Raw genomic sequence first — 16675 nt, forward strand, 5'->3', positions numbered from 1 at the left:
CCGGCGGGCCGGGCATTCACGACCGCATGATGGAGCCATGGCACCGACAGATCCGTTGTCATTCCGGCCCGCTCCCTCCCGAAGCGTGACCGCGGAAGGTGAGGGGATGGCGGCAGGACGGCGCCCGGACCGGTCCGAGAGCTTCGGGGAAGCGCTCCTGGGAAAGATCCTGGACGGCGCGCACGAACTCCCGCCCCATCTCATCGGGCCCCTGGTCGCCGACGTGATAGAGCGGCTCGGTGGCCGCCGTCCGCAGGTGCTGTTGCAGGACTACGGCCAGTTGGTGCTCGTGCCGCTGCCCGGCGAGGGACTCGTCGGCGGGGAACCCCAGGTGATCGACGACTCCGAGGCGGGCCGCTGCTTTCTCGACGCCGTCCCGGTCGAGGTGCCCCGGGAGGACGGCGTCCGGGTCCATCTGCCCCTGCTGGACGGCGGTGACCAGGTGGGGGTCATGGCGGTGACGCTGGACAGCGTCGATGACGACGACCGCCGCCTGCTGCTCAGGATCTCCGGCCTGGTGGCCGACCTCCTGGTGACCAAGCACGGCTATTCCGACCTGTTCTTCGACGTCCGACGCGATCAGGGGATGAGCGTCGCCGCGGAGATCCAGTGGTCCCTGCTGCCGCCGCTGGCCATGATCATGCCTCGGGTCGCCGTGGCCGGAATCCTGGAACCCGCCTACCACGTGGCCGGCGACAGCTTCGACTACGCGCTGAACGGTGACGTCCTCCACGTGGTCATGATCGACGCGATGGGCCACGGACTGGACGCGGCCACGATGGCCACCGTGGCCATCGGCGCCTACCGCCACGCCCGCCGCGCCGGCATCGGACTGCCGGAGATCTACGCGTTCATGGACCGCGCCGTGGCCGAGCAGTTCGGTCCCGAGCACTTCGTCACCGCGCAGATGCTGCAGCTGGACACGACGACGGGGCGGGTGCAGTGGGTCAACGCCGGACACCCGCCGCCGATCCTCGTCCGCGAGCACCGCGTCGCACAGCGTCTGGTCGCCCCGACGACCCTTCCCGTCGGCCTGGGCGGTTCGGAGCCTCGGGTGAGCGAACTGGGGCTGGTGCCCGGAGACCGAGTCCTCTGCTTCACCGACGGCGTGGTCGAGGAACACAAGAGCGGCGGGGAGGAGTTCGGGGAGGACCAGCTGATCGACTGTGTGAACCGGCTGGAGAGGACCGGCCGCGGCATCCGGGCGGTGACGCGCTCCCTGTCCCACACGCTCAAGCGGGCGCGCGGCGGACAGACCAGCGACGACGCGACGCTGCTCATGGTGGAGTGGCGCAGCTGACCTCGCCTCCCCGGCGTCCGTCACCGTCCAACGGCGGCGGCTACCACACATCCGTGCGACCACTTCCCCTCGCCGCCCGTGAACGCGGAGTAGTGTGGGCAGTACCGAGGGCATCTCGCACACCGGCTTCCACGCCGGGTCGTCCCCGGCGAAGGACGACACCCGGGCCGTCGCACAGGTGGCCCCGGAGACGGGTCCGTACCATGTCGGCGACCTCTTACCCCAGCCTGCCGCACCGTGAGCCCGTCGCAGCCCCGGCCGCGCGCCTCGCGCTGAAGACCGTCGGCGCCCCCCGCGGGCTGCTGGACGGAGCCTGGTGGCCACGGTCCCGGGACCTCGCGAGTGAACTGCCGGCGCTCACCGACGTGTTGGACCCCGTGTGGGGCCGCATCACCCGTATCGCCGTCAACCCGGCGACGCGAGCCCGGGGCGTGGACGCAGGCTCTGGAGCACCCGAGGATCCGACGAGCATCCGAACCGAGGCGTCATGACTCTTCCGCGGCTGAACATCTACCGGCACGACCGGGGGGCGCGGGCCCTGGTCACCCTGGCCGGTGTGATCGACCCCGCCACCGCGCCCCGGGTGCGCGCCGCTCTGGAGCAGTGTCTGCGGGACGGCATCACCCTCATCGACGTCGATCTGACCACCGTCGACCGCTGTGACGACAGCGGCCTGCGCGTCTTCCTCGACGTGTCGGAGCATGCCGCCGAGGCCCAGGCGTTCCTTCAGCTGCACCACCCCTCCCCGCAGACCGAACGACTGCTCATGGACACGGGCTCCGATGGTCTGCTCTACCCGATGAGGCCGGGAGGGGCGCGCCCTCAGCGAGCCTGACGTCGACAGAAGCGCCCAGGGGACGGCCCGCCGGTCGATCCGTACGCCGGCCGCGCCCCGCGCCGCCCCGTCAGCCCACAGAACCACGCCCGCTCCCCGTGTCGACGAGGATCTGTTCCGCGTCGCTGACATTGTCCGCCCGGACCGCCCTGGCCATCGCGGCACGGGCCGCATCCGGTGCCGCGCCGGGCGGGACGACCAGCAGCGAGAAGATGTCCCGGTCGCCCCGGGTGATCAGGACCGTGTCGTCACCGACCGGGAAGGAATCGACGTGCACCACGTGTCCGTCCACGACGATACGCGTCGGGAGGCCCTCCCAGGCGGTGGCATCCAGCCCCACACGGGACACGGGGCCGAGGTGGGCGACGAGGGCACTCAACAGGGCGGGCAGCTCGGCGCCGATGTCGCGCGAGCGCGGCCACCACGCGCCGTCGAGGACGCCTTTGCGTGATTCGGTCGTCTCCAGCCGGAGAAGCGCACATCCCGGCCGCACGGCCTCGTGGACGCCACTGGGCAGACGCCGGGGAACAGGTGGTGTGTCCGAGCTGGTCATGCTGACCACCCGTCTGTAGGACCGGTGCGACGGCGGGACTCCGCCCCGCAGTTCCCACGCTACTCCTGGCGCCACACGCACCGACGTCTGCAAGACCGCCTGCCCTCTCGCCCCTCCCCCGAGGGAACCCTCGGTGGTAGCGGGCGGTGCAGGCGGCACGGACCCGCCGGTCCATCACCCGGCGTGCCTCGGCTCTCCCTCGGCGTCGTGCGACGGCTCGTCCGGTGGCCATCCAGCACACATGAGGTCGGGAAGCCCCGTGAGCACTGGAGAGCCACGGAGTGGTGTTTTCCCAGGCCAGACGCACTCCGACCGACAGGCCACCCCACGCGCCCGGTCGTCGGTCAGCGTTCCGAGGTGCGGGATCCGCAGGCAGGGCAACAGCTCGGCCGGGATGTCGACCAAAGGGCGGGTGGTTGTACCGTTCGGCATGTCGGCGCTCCCAAGGCGTCGGCCGTCCCCCGGGAGGTGACCGCCTCCGCGGGGCTTTCTGGGCCCCGACGACGCTAGAAGCATGATGTGTCACACACCTATCTCGTGGTCCGCGGGGTGGGGGGATTCGGAACGAGGTCACTGCTGTGCTACGTGGGGCTGGGTGGAGGGGGAGTACTTGGAAATACCGGAGGCCTGGGCTCAGCCCGTCCAGTGGCGGGCATAGAGCGTGCGGGCTTCGCGGAGGTTGATGACCGTGTTCTCCTCGACGGCTTCCAGTGATGGCGCATAGGGACGGCCACCGTGCGCCCAGAGGAAGTGCACCAGGGCGTAGGCCGCGAGGAACAGGTAATGCGGGTGCGTGTAGGTCTTTATGCTCGCGGCGCTGCTGTAGAAGGGAGAGAAGGACTCGCCGTGGAACCGCTCGTTGCGGGCGGTGTAGAGCAGGCCGCACAGGAGGATACGGAGCCGGGCAGGGAGCGAGAGACCGATCCGGGTTCCCGCGATATCGAGGGTCTCCCCCGTCAAGGCCCGACGGAGCAGGGCAGCCCCGCGACGGGCGGTGTCGGTGTCCGGGGCGGCGTACTTCTCCTCGACGAGGGCCAGGAAGGCTCCGATCTCGGCAGGCAGCGCATCTCCGGGGCCGTAGCCGTTCGACAACCTCGTACGTGCACGGGCGCTGCTTGCGGCCGGTTCCCGGGTGATGAGCCGTTTGAAGAGGTACCCGCAGGTCTGGCTGGGGACGTCGCCGAGCAACGCTTCCATGACCGAGCCGGACAGACGCGGGTCAGTACTCAGACGCCCCAGCCCGTCCGTGATGTTCATACGGGTCGGAAACCACGTGCCAGTGGTCTTCTCGAGCACCTTCCATACCGAGTCGAAGGCGATGTCCGGTCGCCGGGGCAGAGCGTCGAAGGCTTCCAGCAGGAAGGAGACCTGCGTGTTGTACCAGAGGTCATCCGAATAAGTCAGCGGGAGCGGGACGAAGAACCGGGAACCGGCCCGTGCCACCCGCTCCGCGAACTGCTCCTCGATGAGCAGTCGACGGCGCTCTTCCAGGATTCCGGATCGACTCCACTCGGCGATGATGTCGATTCGCTCGCGCCGTTGGCGGGACCGCTTTTGCGAATCCATCGAACCGTCCCCCTCCACCGCCCCCCGGGAGAAGGGGAGCGCACTCTGCCGGCCGGTGACGATACCTCAGCTCAGCACAGCGCTTCTGCGATGGGGCGCCGCGTCGGTCTCAGGCACCGGATGCGCCGCCGGAGGCCGCGTTACGCGCCTGATCCACCGCCTCACCCCCTCCCGCTGTCGACCCGCTGTCGACCGATCTACGGTGCGCGTGGCGGTTGGTCATTCCCGGCTGGGCGCTCGTGGTATGAAGATCGGATTCACAGGTCCTTTACATGTGTCAATGATTCGAGGAGACTCGTGCGCATTCGTCCTGGCGCCCTCGCGGCACTGCCCCTGGCCGCCGCCGTGGCCGTCACCGTCGGCGTGACGCCCGTCGCCCACGCCGCGGCCCCCGGCAAGCAGCAGGTGAAGGTGACCGCCGGCCGGGAGTCCGCCCCCGGCAAGTGGACCGCGCTGAACCTGCAGGTCGGCCCCTACACCACCGGTCACGCCTACGTGGGCTTCTACCGCTCGACCGGGGAGAGCTACGCGGACCTCCAGAAGTACAACCCCAAGACGAAGAAGTGGGGGACGGTGCCCTACGGGGACGCCATCAACACGACGACCGGTGCCAAGCCGGTCACCATCAGCCTGCGGTTCATGCCGACCGACACCATCCCCGGCGGGAAGAGCACGACGCTCCACGTCGACGCCGCGCACTTCGTCGGCGGCCGCGTCCTCGACAGCGCCGGGACGACGACCACCCTGCGGGCCCCGGTACTGGCCCTCAGCAACCTCGGGAAGAAGGTCACCTTCGTCCGGGGCAAGGCGCACGAGTTCGGGCTGGCCATGCGCAACACCACCCAGCGCCCCTACATCGCCCTCAACCCCCTGCTGAACTTCCAGATCTACCCCTCCCGAGGCGGCAACGGGGCCCGCCCCAGCGACGTCCTGCTGCAGCAGTGGCGCACCGACGCCAAGGGCAAGGGCTCCTGGCGCACGGTCACCGTGAAGGTGGACCAGGGCCTGACGGCCTACGGTGTGACGCCCGCGAAGGCCGCGCTGAAGCCCGGCGCTTCCCTCGCCTACAAGTTCCGTCTGACCGTGCGTGCCACCGCCCCCAAGGGCGTGGACTCGCTGGCCGCGTCCGCGCTCATGCGCGAAGGGACGGCGCACGCCGCCTACGTGGACGCCTGGGGCTCCACCGTGCGCTGAGGCGGTGACCGCAGCGGTACGCACACCAGGTGAGAGAGCGGAGGGCCGGCCCGGGAGAGGTCTCCCCGGGCCGGCCCTCCGCCGTGCCGGGCGTCGTGCTCACGCACCGCCCGGGCGGGGTGTCAGCGGGAGCGGCCGCGGGGGACGATGCGCATCACCGCGGTGCCCAGGGCCACCAGGGCGAAGGCCGTCAGGCCCAGCCACACGCTGGTCATCATGCCGATACCGGTCGAGGCCAGCACGCCGCCGCCCAGCGTCGTTCCGGGGTTGTTGTACAAGGGTCCCTCCACATGGTCTTGTCGTCGTCGGTTCGTTCGTCGGTTCGCCGGTTCGCCGGTTCGCCGGTTTCCGGAGCGCCTGCTACCAGGCGCGTTCACGGCGGAACACGGAGTCCAGGTACGCCTCGGCGTGGCAGGCCTGGAGCAGGAAGTCGAAGAGCAGCTCGCCCGGGGCGACCACCGCGCCGTCAGCGGTTGCAGGGCGGGGGCGGCGGCGTGAGGGTGGAAGGAGAACCCACCATCGAGCGCCGAAGGAGCTTGTGATGTCTGCGAGCAAGGCGGAGCTGTACGCGCTCGACCTGACGGACGTGCGCTGGGTCAAGGGCAGCAGGAGCATGGACAAGACGACGCCTTACTGCGTCGAGGTGGCGGACCTCGGCGGCGGGGCCGTCGCCGTGCGCGACTCGGACCGCGGGGACCTGGCGCCGCTGCGGTTCACCGCGGAGGAATGGGCCGCCTTCCGGGAGGGTGTGCGCGAGGGCGAGTTCGGTTAGGACCCCCGCCCCGGGGAGGAGATCCGCACCCCGAGGAGCCCGAGGAGCCCGAGGAGCCCGAGGAGAAGGAGAGACCGTCGAGCCGTATCCGCCGGGTGGCGGGTACGGCCGTCCCGGTGGAGCCGCCGGGTCAGGACGGGGAGTGTTCCGGGGCGGGGCCGGTGCGGGGGCGGGCCGGAACCCGCCGGGCCGCCGCGGCCAGTGCCAGGGTGACGCCGATCGAGGCCGCCGCCATCGCGGCCATCGCCGCGGCGGGCGAGGCGGCTTGGGCCACCGCGCCGGCCAGTGCCGCGCTCGCGCCCTGGAGGGTCAGCATGCCGGCCGAGTGCAGTCCCAGGGCGTGGCCCGCGAGTTCGGCCGGGGTCAGCTCCATCAGCCGCTCCTGCTGCACGAGGCTCGCACCGAACCCGACGGAGGCGACCGCCACGCAGACCGCGGCGACGGGCACCGACGGGCGGGCCCAGAACACCAGGAACGGCGCCGCCAGCAGGAGCAGCAGCGGGGTGGCCAGCCGGGACCGTACGGCCGCGGGGAGCAGCCGGCCGACCGTCGCGTCCCCGGCGAGCATGCCGAGCGCCCCGCAGGCGAACAGGGCGCCGGCCGACCCGGGGGCGTAGGAGACGTAGAGGGACTCGCAGCCGACGACCAGGCCGTTGGGCAGCCACAGGCCCAGGTAGGTCAGGCGGCGCGGCCGGGACGACCACAGCAGGGCGTTGGTGCGCCGGGTCGCCGACGGCGAGGTGCGGCCCGTGGCCCGCGGCGGGCGCGCGGTCAGGCCGAGGCGGAGCACCAGCCCGGCGGCCAGGTACAGGGCCGCCGCGAGGAGCAGGCAGGTCCGCGGGGAGAGGGCGGTGAGCAGGGCGCCGCCGGCGGCGAAGCCGGCGATCTGCATGAGCCCGCTCGACATGTTGAACAGGGAACGCCCGGCGAGGTAGCCGTCCTTGGCGAGGATCTCGGTCAGCAGGCCCCAGCGGACCCCGCCGCCGAGGGAGGCGACCAGGCCCAGGACGAGGACGACGGCGAACACCGCGCCGACGGGCAGGCCGGGCAGCGCCTGCACCGCCGTGCCGGCCGCGAAGGCCAGCGCGATCGCCGACAGGGCCGTGCGCGGGGGCAGCCGGTCGGATCCGGAGAGCAGGAAGGTGGCGCCGAGCACCTGGGCGAGCGAGGGGCCGAACATGCTCACCGCCGACAGCAGCGGGGAGCCGGTGGCCCGGAACACGAGCGTGCCGAGGGCGAGTCCGCCGACGGTCTGCGCGGCGGTCTGCGCGGCCGTGCCGAGGAAGAGCGGCGTGAACTCCGGGGTGCGCAGGAGGGCGCGGTAGCTGGGCATGTCCGGGAGTCTCGGCGGCGCCGGCGCGGGCTCGTTATTGTTTCGCGGTACCGCGAAAGGTCGTGCCGGGCCGGGCCGTACCTGGCCGAGCGGTACGGGAGCGGGCCGCGCCGACCGGACCCGCACCACCAGAACCCGCACCACCAGAACCCGCACCACCGAGACCGACCGCATCCGTACCGCCGGGACCAGGAGGGGGCTTCGTCGTTGGGGTGGTGGCAGCTCAACGCCGACACGCTCGCCCGGAGCCGGTTCGCCGTCTCGCCGCTCGCCGAGACCTTCGCCTGCCTGAAGCTGCTGCACGCGGGCGAGGGCGCGCACCCCGGTGAGCAGGAGTGGCTGCGGGCCCACCTGCCCGCCTACCGGGCCTGGCTGGCGGCCGAGCCGGTGACGGCGGCGCTGGTGCGGGCCGGGCTCGGCCGGGAGTGGATCGCCGACTTCCTGACCCCGGCGCCCCGCGCGGGGGAGGCGTTCGCGGACGAGGTCGCCCGGGTCCGCGCGGTGGCGCCCGGCGCGGCCCGCGCCCACCTGCGCACCGCGCTGGCCGGTCCGCTGCCCGCCGGGCTGGACCGGGACGACCTGCCCGAGCGGGCCGCCGGCCTGCTGGAGCGGGTGTGGGAGGAGACCGTACGGCCGTACTGGACGCGGCGCCGCCGGGTGCTGGAGGCGGACGTGGTGGGGCGGACCGCGCAGATGAGCCGGGGCGGCTGGGCGAGCGCGCTGGACTCGCTGCGGCCCGGGCGGACGCGGTGGCTCGGCGAGAACCGGTTCCAGATCAATCTGCACGAGTACCCGCCGCGGGAGATCTCCGGGGCCGAGCTGCTCCTCGTGCCGGTGACCCCGCAGCGGCACGGCTGGGTGGCCTGGGAGGACGGCGAGCGGTACGCGGTGGTGTACCCCTGCGCCGGGGTCCTCGCCGGGGCGGCCGGCCGGGCGGTTCCGGAGGGCCTCGGCGCGCTGCTGGGCGCGGCCCGGGCCGGGGTGCTGGTGCTGCTCGGCTCACCGCTGAGCACCAGCCAGCTCACCGCCGTCACCGGGCAGGGGCTCGGCTCGGTGGGGCGCCATCTGAGGGTGCTGCGGGAGGCGGGGCTGGTGGAACGGTGGCGGGCCGGGCGCTCCGTGCTGTACGTGCGGACGGCCGCCGGCGACGTCCTGGTCGAGGCCGGACAGGGGGCCGGGGCTAGCATCCGGGCATGACGTCTTCTTCCGAACACAACGGCTCGCCGCTGGACACCGCGATCGGGGCCCTGCGGGGCGGGTCCGCGGATCTCCCGCAGTTCGCGGGCAAGGCCGTGCTCATCGTGAACGTGGCCTCCAAGTGCGGGCTGACCCCGCAGTACGCCGGGCTGGAGAAGCTCCAGGAGCGGTACGCCGAACGGGGTTTCACCGTGCTGGGCGTGCCCTGCAACCAGTTCCTCGGCCAGGAGCCCGGCAGCGCCGAGGAGATCGCCGAGTTCTGCTCGGCGACGTACGGCGTGACCTTCCCGCTGACCGAGAAGGTGGAGGTGAACGGCGACGGCCAGCACCCGCTGTACGAGCGGCTTGTCGGCTTCGCCGACGCCGAGGGGCACACCGGTGACATCCGTTGGAACTTCGAGAAGTTCCTGATCGGCCGGGACGGCCGGGTCGTGGCGCGGTTCTCGCCGCAGACCGAGCCGGAGTCGGCCGAGGTCGTCGCCGCGATCGAGGACCAGCTCGGCTGAGAGCGGGGGAAGAGCCCTCTCGGCAAGGACGGCGACCGGTCGAGAGGGCTCATCCGCTGGTGCTACCGCCGGCTGTGCCCGGCGGGGTCAGGGAGTACCCCTCACGCCTTGACCGAGGTCACGAAGGCGTTCCACGCGTCGGCGGGGAAGGCCAGGACCGGGCCCCCGGTGATCTTGGAGTCGCGGACGGCGAGCTCGGCGGCGGTGGGCGACCGGACCTCGACGCAGGCGCCGTTGCCCGCGGAATAGGAGGACTTCGTCCACGTCTCCGAAGCGCCCTGAATCAGTGCCATGTCCACTCCTGTTGCGAGTTGCGGTGGTGCGGTTCGCGCCAACCATGTCGACTGACTGGCGCGATCGACGCTACCGGTCAACTTCCGCCCGCGGAGCGGCCGTTCACTCGACCGGATGGCATCTGCCGGGCGAGCCTTCCAGTGGAGTGGACCAACGGTGTACGATCCCGCTCCGCATGCGGCTCGGGCTCAGTCGGCGTACGTTTTCGCCACGTCCGCGATGCATTGCCGGGATGCCTCCACATTGTGGGACTGTGCCCGCAGATGCTCGTACATCACCGCGTACTTCTGCACGTCCTGGGCCTTCTCCAGGTACAGGTCGCTGGTGACGCCCTCCAGGTAGACCACGCTGGAGTCGGCCGCGTCGGCGAACTCCAGGATGGCGTACTGGCCGTTGAGCCCGGGGTGCGCGCCCACCTCGAAGGGCAGCACCTGCACGGTGACGTGCGGCAACTGGGACATCTCGACGAGGTGCTCCAACTGCTCCCGCATGATCAAACTGCTGCCGACGACCCGCCGCAGCGCGGCCTCGTCCAGCACCACCCACAGCCGGAGCGGGTTGTGCCGGGCGGTGATGCGCTCCTGCCGCCGCATCCGGACCTGGACGCGCTTGTCGATCTCGGCGGTCGACGTCTCCGGCAACGCACCCCGCACCAGCGCCTCGGCGTAGGAGCGGGTCTGCAGGAGGCCGGTCACCAACTGGGGTTCGTACACCCGCAGCGACTCGGCGTCGGTCTCCAGGCCGATGTACACGCTGTACGGGATGTCCCCGAAGGTGTGCCACCAGCCCTGCTGCCGCGAGTCCCGGGCCATCTCCATCAGGGAATCGACGATCCGCTGGTCCTCGACCTCGTAGACCCCGCACAGGTCGCGCACGTCGCGCTGGCTGATGCTCCGCCGACCGTTCTCCAGCCTGCTGATCTTCGACTGCGACACGAGCAGCCGGTCCGCCACCTCTTCGGCCGTCATGCCCTTGAGTTCGCGCAGTCTGCGCAGCTCCTGGCCCAGCCGGCGCCGCCTGACGGTGGGATTGACATTGGACGCCACGGACGCGCACCTCCGGCTGCCTGCTTGTTCTTGACACTATCCGTATCTGCTGTTGAGCAGACTGCCACCAACGCGCTTTCCACCGCTGGGAAACGAGGGATATGCGGCGCTCACCGACGCGCGCGGGCAGGGCTCGCGGGCCCGCGGGCTCCCCGCCCGGGCCGCCCCGTACGGCGACCCCCGGGGGCCTGTCCGGCGGGTCCGGACGCAGCCGAGCGGGGCGGCGAGACCACTGGTGTCTCGCCGCCCCGCTCGGACCGGCGGCTCCCGAACCGGCTCGTGCGGACCGGGGTTCCGGCTCAGTGGGCCACGGCGCGCGCCATGGACCCGTGGTGCGGCTGCATCGGGACTCCGCGCGCGGGCTCCGCGACCCGGGGGCCGGGCGGGGCCGGGCGGCCGGCCGGGGCCGGACCGCGGCGCGGCTGTACGGCCGCACCGTTCTGCACGTCCATCACCGCATGGGCGACGAGCCCGCCCATGGGGTCGTGCCGGATCAGGTCCCGCAGCCGGGACCGGGACGAGCGCCCCTCGTTGCCCGGATACAGGTGCTTGCCGAGCCCGACGGCGTGCGCCAGGGCGGCGAGCGCCGCGGTCCGCGGGTCCGGCGGCACGCCGGTGCGGATCGCGGAGTCCAGCCGGGATCGGATCTCCCGGCTGATGGCGGTGTCCGTCGCCTGGTAACGCGTCGTCGGCAGCACCCCGCACATCTGGCCGGCCACGGCGGCGACCATGCCGCACCGCTCCAGATGCGAGAGGTAGGTCTGCCTGAGCCCCAGCCGGGGCCCGCCGATCCAATGGACGGCACGCACGGGAGCGCCACGCCTTCGCAGCAACTCCAACGCGCAGTCCAGAGTCGGATCTCCTGTCGGCCGTGGCACCACCACGGCGATACGATCCCCGTCTGGGGCTATCCGTCCGGCCAGCGCCAGCTCCACTAGCTGCGCACCGGCCAGACCGAGGTCGAGCGACTGCGGCTGTGCAGTGGTACCCGTGGCCGGGTCCAGTGCCAGCAGCAGAAGCTCCTCCGGAAGTGTTCTGCGGCTCCTGCCCATCCATGCCTCCCCGCGTGGATGAATGACAGGGTGACCCCTCTCACATTGGTCTGTCGAGGGTGCGTGACCGGTTCGTAAGGGAACCGGTAGGTATGTCGTTCTCGTCTACCACAGGGGCCAAGTCCTCACACAGGACACTGGTACATGGTTCGGACAGGGCGCACGGGTGTGCGCGCGACGCATGGAGGAGGCATCGGTGGCGGGCGAGTCCCCCGACAGGTCGAAGCAGCGTGAGTCGTCGGCGGAACCGACGTCGGGGAGCGCGGGTTCGGTTCCCGAGGCGCGCGATCCGCGGCTCACGGTGGCCAGGGGGCAGGACTCCCCGGCCGGTGCCGCCGACACGGCGACGAAGGTCCTGACGGTACGACCCGACACCCCGGCCGAGTCCGAACGGCCGGCCGCCCCCGACGGCAACTCCCCCTCGTCCGGCGGGGACACCGCCCTGCGCGCGGCGGCGTCGGCCTGGGTCCGCGAGCCGGGAGCCGGCACGACTGCAAAGTCCGGGCGGAACGCGGACGCGAAGTCCGGGGCGCCCTCCACCGCGGAGCCAGAGGCGGAGGCGGAGTCGGAGTCCGGGACCGCGGCGTCCGGCACGGCGGCCGGGACGGGTACGCCGTCCGACGCGGCGGCCGGGACCGGGACTTCGTCCGGCACGAAGGGCGGAGCGGGCGCCTCGTCCGGCGCGCGGACGGAGGGTGACGTGCCGTCCGGCTCGGGCGGCGAGGCCGAGGCGTCCTCGGACGAGCCGGCGGACGCGGACGACGAGGCCGCAGGGCCCTCGGACGCGGGCGGCGACGGCACGGACGGCGGCGCGGCGAGCGGCGCGGCGGACGGCGGCGACGGCGACGCGGACGGCATGCGCGCGGACGCCCCGGAGGCCGATGCCGGTGCCGGGGCGGGCGCGGAGGCCGGGGAAGGGGACCGGCCCGAGTCCGCCCCCAAGGCTGTCATGGACGCGAAGGCCGGGCCGTCCACCGGAACCCTCGCGGACGCGAAGCCCGAGGGCACCGCCGCCGGGTCCGACGCGGACGCGAAGCCCGACGCGGACGCCGAGGGCGAGACCGCCGGGAGCGCCGGGAGCGCCGGGAGCGCCGAGGCCGACGCGGACGCCGAGGGGCGGGACGCGGACGCCAAGAGCGGGACCGCCAAGAGCAAGGCCGGCAAGAGCAGGACCGCCGGGAGCGCCAAGGCCGCCGAGACCGCCAAGGCCGCCGCGGCCGCCAAGGCCGCCGAGACCGCCAAGGCCGCCGCGGCCGCCAAGGCCGCCGAGACCGCCAAGGACGCCAAGGCCGCCGAGGCCGCCAAGGGCGAGGAAGCCGAAGGCGGGAACGCCGAGGGCAAGGCCGGGGGCGAGGGCGGCGGTGCTCCGAAGGGGGCCGCCGACGGGAAGGGCACGGGTGGCGCGGGCGGGAAGGCCGACGTCGTCGACCAGCCGACCACCGCCTTCAAGGCCCTCCAGGCCGACAAGTCCGGCGTCGACCAGCCGACCACCATGCTCAAGGTCGGTGGCGCGCCCGCGACGGCCCCCGAGTCCGCCGCCGAGCGCACCAGCAAGTTCGTCGCGCTCAAGGACGACACGCGCCCGCCGCGCAAAACCCCGGCCGCCGCCTCCGACGCCACCACCGCCGTCCCGAAGATCGGCCCCGACCTCACCACCCAGCAGCCGCTGCCGCCCAAGCCCCCGCTGGACCTCCTGGCGGAGCTGACGAACACGCCCCCGCCCCCGGAGACCCCGGTCCGCACGATCGTGCGCCGGGTCAAGATCTGGACCCCCCTGGTCCTGCTCCTGGTGATCGTCTTCGCGGTCGTGCAGGCGTTCCGCCCGCTGCCGACGCCCACCCTCGCACTCACCGGCCAGGAGACCTACACCTTCGACGGCCGGACGAACCTGCCGTGGCCGGGCGAGGGCCAGGGCTGGATGGACGGCGACGGCATCGGCACGATGGGCCGCTTCGGCGAGCAGACGCCCGTCGCGATCGGCTCCGTCGCCAAGACCATGACCTCGTACATCATCCTGCGCGACCACCCGCTGAAGGAGGGGCAGGAAGGCCCCAAGATCAAGATCGACCCGACGGCGGAGAAGGAGGGCGGCTACAACAAGGCCGGCGAGTCCACCCTCGACACCGTCAAGGCGGGCGACCACCTGAGCGAGAAGCAGGCCCTGTCGGCCGTCCTCATCCCCTCCGCCAACAACATCGCGCGGCTCCTCGCGCGCTGGGACGCGGGCTCGGAGGCGGCCTTCGTCAAGAAGATGAACGCCACCGCCAAGCAGCTCGGGATGACCCACACCACGTACACCGACCCCTCGGGTCTGAAGGAGACCACCGTCTCCACCGCCGAGGACCAGGTGAAGCTCGGCCGCGCGTTCGTCAAGGTCCCGGCGCTGGTCTCCATCAGCAGCGCGGCGAGCTGGACCGACCCGTCCGGCAAGTTCTGGCCCAACTACAACGAGCTGCCCTACCGCATCGGCGCGATCGGCATCAAGACCGGCAGCACCACCAAGGCCGGCGGCAACCTGCTCTTCGCCGCCCGCAAGAAGGTCGGCGGCGAGACGGTGACCGTCGTCGGCGCTGTCCTCGGCCAGCACAAGCGGGAGATCCTCGAAACGGTCAACACGGTCAGCAAGACCGCGCTGCTCGCCGCCGAGGACGCGCTGACCTCGGCGAAGATCATGAAGAAGGGTGACGTGGTCGGCTACGTCGACGACGGGCTCGGCGGCCACACCCCCGTCGTGGTCACCCAGGACGTCACGGCGGCCGGGTGGGCCGGCCTGAAGGTGAAGCTGTCCTTCGCCGCCGGCACCGTGCCGCACACCGCGAAGGCCGGCACCCGGGTCGGCACGCTCACCGTGGGCGACGGCACGTCCGGCGCCGTGAAGGTCCCGGTGGCCCTCCAGAAGGACCTCGCCGAGCCCGGTTTCGGCGCCAAGCTGACGCGTCTGCGCTGACCGCACGCACCGCCCGCCCCTCCGCGCACCCCGTCGCCGGATCCCCCACCCGGGAGCTTCGCGGCGGGGTGCGTGCTAGCGTCACGAAACGGGGCAGGTCGCCGGTCACGGGACGGGGCCGGGAACTGGACGGGAAGCGGCCGGGAACACTGTGGGAAGCGGCCGAGAACAGAAAACGGGACACGGGGAGTGCCTTCAGGTGGCCACAGCCGAGCCGACACGCGCCGACGGCGCCGAGCCGGGGCCGGTTTCCGGTCCGCGAATACGTCTGTCCACGACCGACGCCGCCACGGCCAGGTCCGTCGGCGAGCGGGCCACCCCGCCGGCCGGCACGGACGGTGACGACGGCGGTGCGGACCGTCCGGGTGGGCCCGGCCGGGTGCTCGGCGCCCTGGAGCCGCTCCGGCAGCGGATGCTGCGGCACCCCGCACTGTCCATGACCATCCTGTCCGGCATCCTGCACATCGTCTGGGTCTTCACGTTCGCGAACAGCGGTGGCGATCTCGCCGCGCAGGACGCGTGGGCGGAGTTCGTCGGCCGGCACCCCGACTCGGCGTACAACCTCGCCTGGTACGGGGGCATGCACCCGGTGTCGTACAGCGTGGTCTCGCCGTACCTGATGTCGGTGCTCGGCGTCCGGACGACGATGATGATCGCCGGGACGGTCTCGGCGGGCCTGCTGACGATGCTCCTCGTGCGCGGCCGGGCGGTGCGGAACCCGCTGTGGGTGGCGCTCGCCGGGGTCTTCGCGCTGATCTGCAACGCGATCTCCGGGCGGGTCACCTTCGGGCTCGGCACCATGTTCGCGCTGGGCGCGGTCGCCGCGGTGTTCTGCTGGCCGCACCGGTGGCGGTACAAGCGCTGGGCGAAGGCGCTGGTCGCCGCCCCGCTGGCCGCGCTCGCCACGATGGCCTCGCCGGTCGCGGGCCTGTTCGTGGGGCTGGTCGCGGCCGCGCTGTTCCTCCAGAAGCGGCGGCCGGGCGCGTGGGCGCTGGGGCTCGCCCCGTCGGCGGTGGTCGCGGTGTCGGCCTGGCTGTTCCCGTTCTCCGGCACCCAGCCGATGGGCTTCGGCTCGGTGGTCATGCCGCTGCTGTACGGCCTGCTGTGCCTGTTCCTGGTGCCGAAGGAGTGGGTGACCGTCCGGCTGACGGCCGCCGTCTACAGCCTCGGCGTCGTCCTGGTGTGGCTGATCAGCTCGCAGATCGGCTCCAACATCTCGCGGCTGCCGATGATGTTCGCGGGCGCGGTCCTGATCGCCGCCCTGCCGTACACCGTGCCGAAGACCCGCAAGTGGTACGTGACCGTGCTGGCCTTCCTCGGCTTCGTCGGCTGGCTCGGCTACAAGTCGGTGGACGACATCATCCACACCACGCCGGCCGCCTCCTGGGCGCGGGAGCTGGCCCCGCTCGTCAACGAGCTCCAGAAGGTCGGCGCCGAGAAGGGCCGCGTCGAGGTGGTCCCGGCCCGCTCGCACCGGGAGGCGTCCGCGCTCGCGCCGTACGTGAACCTGGCCCGCGGCTGGAACCGGCAGGCCGACATGGAGCGCAACCCGCTCTTCTACGACGACACGCTCAACTCCGCGACCTACCACGAGTGGCTCCAGCGGTGGGCGGTGCACTTCGTGGTGCTGCCCAAGGACAACGTGGACGGGGACGGCGGCGAGCGCGCGCTGCTGCGGCGCGGGATGCCCTACCTGGAGCAGGTGTGGGGCGACACCAACTGGCAGTTGTTCAAGGTCACCGACCCGGCGCCGCTCGCCGAGCCGAACGCGGTGGTGGACCGGGCCGAGCAGGGCGAGATGACGCTGCGGGTGCGCAAGGCCGGGCGCATACTGATCCGGATCCCGTACTCGCCGTGGCTGAGCATCGTCGACGAGCACGGCAAGAGCGTGAAGCCGCCGCAGCCGGAGCGCGGTGAGCCCCGGACCTACCGGAACGTCGACGGCTGCCTGATGCAGACGCCGGAGGACGGCAACGGCGACAAGTGGACGATGCTGCTCGCCCCGCGGGCCGGGACGTACCACCTGGCCGCGCCGTACCAGCTCCCGCGCGGTACGCCGTGCCCGGACGAGCTGAAGTGA

The 16675-nt window shown here is 72.3% G+C and carries 15 protein-coding genes and 1 pseudogene; 9 read left to right on the forward strand and 7 right to left on the reverse strand.

What is annotated here, in order from left to right; translation table 11 throughout:
• Positions 1-106: 106 nt before the first annotated feature.
• The 3 genes and pseudogenes from ACZ4K2_RS08360 (at position 107) to ACZ4K2_RS08370 (ending at position 2135) form a co-directional block, all read left to right on the forward strand.
• Positions 107-1300: a PP2C family protein-serine/threonine phosphatase gene (locus ACZ4K2_RS08360; protein WP_467470818.1), complete on the forward strand. Its 1194-nt coding sequence runs from the start codon at positions 107-109 to the stop codon at positions 1298-1300.
• Positions 1301-1394: 94 nt separating this feature from the next.
• Positions 1395-1713, forward strand: a pseudogene (locus tag ACZ4K2_RS08365) (DUF5994 family protein); the annotation flags it as partial.
• Between the two features lie 74 nt (positions 1714-1787).
• Positions 1788-2135 (forward strand): STAS domain-containing protein, encoded by a 348-nt coding sequence (locus ACZ4K2_RS08370; protein WP_467470819.1) that lies wholly within the window; start codon positions 1788-1790, stop codon positions 2133-2135.
• A 70-nt stretch (positions 2136-2205) separates the two neighbouring features.
• On the opposite strand, the gene ACZ4K2_RS08375 is transcribed toward ACZ4K2_RS08370, so the two are convergent.
• Entirely contained in the window at positions 2206-2688 is a 483-nt protein-coding gene (locus tag ACZ4K2_RS08375; RefSeq protein WP_467470821.1) for a DUF5994 family protein, read from the reverse strand.
• Between the two features lie 633 nt (positions 2689-3321).
• Complete coding sequence (locus ACZ4K2_RS08380) at positions 3322-4254, reverse strand: hypothetical protein (RefSeq protein WP_467470823.1); 933 nt, start codon at positions 4252-4254, stop codon at positions 3322-3324.
• Positions 4255-4551: 297 nt separating this feature from the next.
• Here ACZ4K2_RS08380 and ACZ4K2_RS08385 point away from each other — a divergent pair, with 297 nt between their 5' ends.
• Positions 4552-5448: a hypothetical protein gene (locus ACZ4K2_RS08385; RefSeq protein WP_467470825.1), complete on the forward strand. Its 897-nt coding sequence runs from the start codon at positions 4552-4554 to the stop codon at positions 5446-5448.
• Between the two features lie 122 nt (positions 5449-5570).
• On the opposite strand, the gene ACZ4K2_RS08390 is transcribed toward ACZ4K2_RS08385, so the two are convergent.
• Entirely contained in the window at positions 5571-5726 is a 156-nt protein-coding gene (locus tag ACZ4K2_RS08390) for a hypothetical protein (RefSeq protein ID WP_467470827.1), read from the reverse strand.
• A gap of 263 nt (positions 5727-5989) precedes the next feature.
• Between ACZ4K2_RS08390 and ACZ4K2_RS08395 the strand changes: the two genes are divergently transcribed.
• Entirely contained in the window at positions 5990-6220 is a 231-nt protein-coding gene (locus ACZ4K2_RS08395; RefSeq protein ID WP_467470829.1) for a DUF397 domain-containing protein, read from the forward strand.
• Between the two features lie 130 nt (positions 6221-6350).
• Here the strand turns inward: ACZ4K2_RS08395 and ACZ4K2_RS08400 are convergent, their stop codons facing one another.
• Positions 6351-7553 (reverse strand): MFS transporter, encoded by a 1203-nt coding sequence (locus ACZ4K2_RS08400; RefSeq protein WP_467470831.1) that lies wholly within the window; start codon positions 7551-7553, stop codon positions 6351-6353.
• Between the two features lie 207 nt (positions 7554-7760).
• Between ACZ4K2_RS08400 and ACZ4K2_RS08405 the strand changes: the two genes are divergently transcribed.
• Entirely contained in the window at positions 7761-8750 is a 990-nt protein-coding gene (locus tag ACZ4K2_RS08405; protein ID WP_467470833.1) for an ArsR/SmtB family transcription factor, read from the forward strand.
• On the forward strand, positions 8747-9256 hold the full coding sequence (locus tag ACZ4K2_RS08410; RefSeq protein ID WP_467470835.1) for a glutathione peroxidase: 510 nt from the start codon (positions 8747-8749) through the stop codon (positions 9254-9256). The genes ACZ4K2_RS08405 and ACZ4K2_RS08410 overlap by 4 nt, the downstream gene beginning before the upstream one ends.
• Positions 9257-9357: 101 nt before the next feature.
• Here the strand turns inward: ACZ4K2_RS08410 and ACZ4K2_RS08415 are convergent, their stop codons facing one another.
• The 3 genes from ACZ4K2_RS08415 to ACZ4K2_RS08425 form a co-directional block, all read right to left on the reverse strand.
• Positions 9358-9549 carry a DUF397 domain-containing protein gene (locus ACZ4K2_RS08415; protein ID WP_467470836.1) on the reverse strand — a complete coding sequence of 64 codons (192 nt, stop codon included), beginning with the start codon at positions 9547-9549 and terminating at the stop codon, positions 9358-9360.
• Positions 9550-9738: 189 nt separating this feature from the next.
• Positions 9739-10596: a helix-turn-helix domain-containing protein gene (locus ACZ4K2_RS08420; protein WP_467470838.1), complete on the reverse strand. Its 858-nt coding sequence runs from the start codon at positions 10594-10596 to the stop codon at positions 9739-9741.
• A 299-nt stretch (positions 10597-10895) separates the two neighbouring features.
• Entirely contained in the window at positions 10896-11648 is a 753-nt protein-coding gene (locus ACZ4K2_RS08425; protein ID WP_467470839.1) for a GOLPH3/VPS74 family protein, read from the reverse strand.
• Between the two features lie 181 nt (positions 11649-11829).
• Here ACZ4K2_RS08425 and ACZ4K2_RS08430 point away from each other — a divergent pair, with 181 nt between their 5' ends.
• Together ACZ4K2_RS08430 and ACZ4K2_RS08435 are read left to right on the forward strand one after the other, a co-directional pair.
• On the forward strand, positions 11830-14595 hold the full coding sequence (locus tag ACZ4K2_RS08430; RefSeq protein ID WP_467470840.1) for a D-alanyl-D-alanine carboxypeptidase: 2766 nt from the start codon (positions 11830-11832) through the stop codon (positions 14593-14595).
• Positions 14596-14794: 199 nt separating this feature from the next.
• Entirely contained in the window at positions 14795-16675 is a 1881-nt protein-coding gene (locus ACZ4K2_RS08435) for an MFS transporter (RefSeq protein ID WP_467470841.1), read from the forward strand.

It is taken from the genome of Streptomyces sp. NPDC025833, from assembly GCF_055558055.1.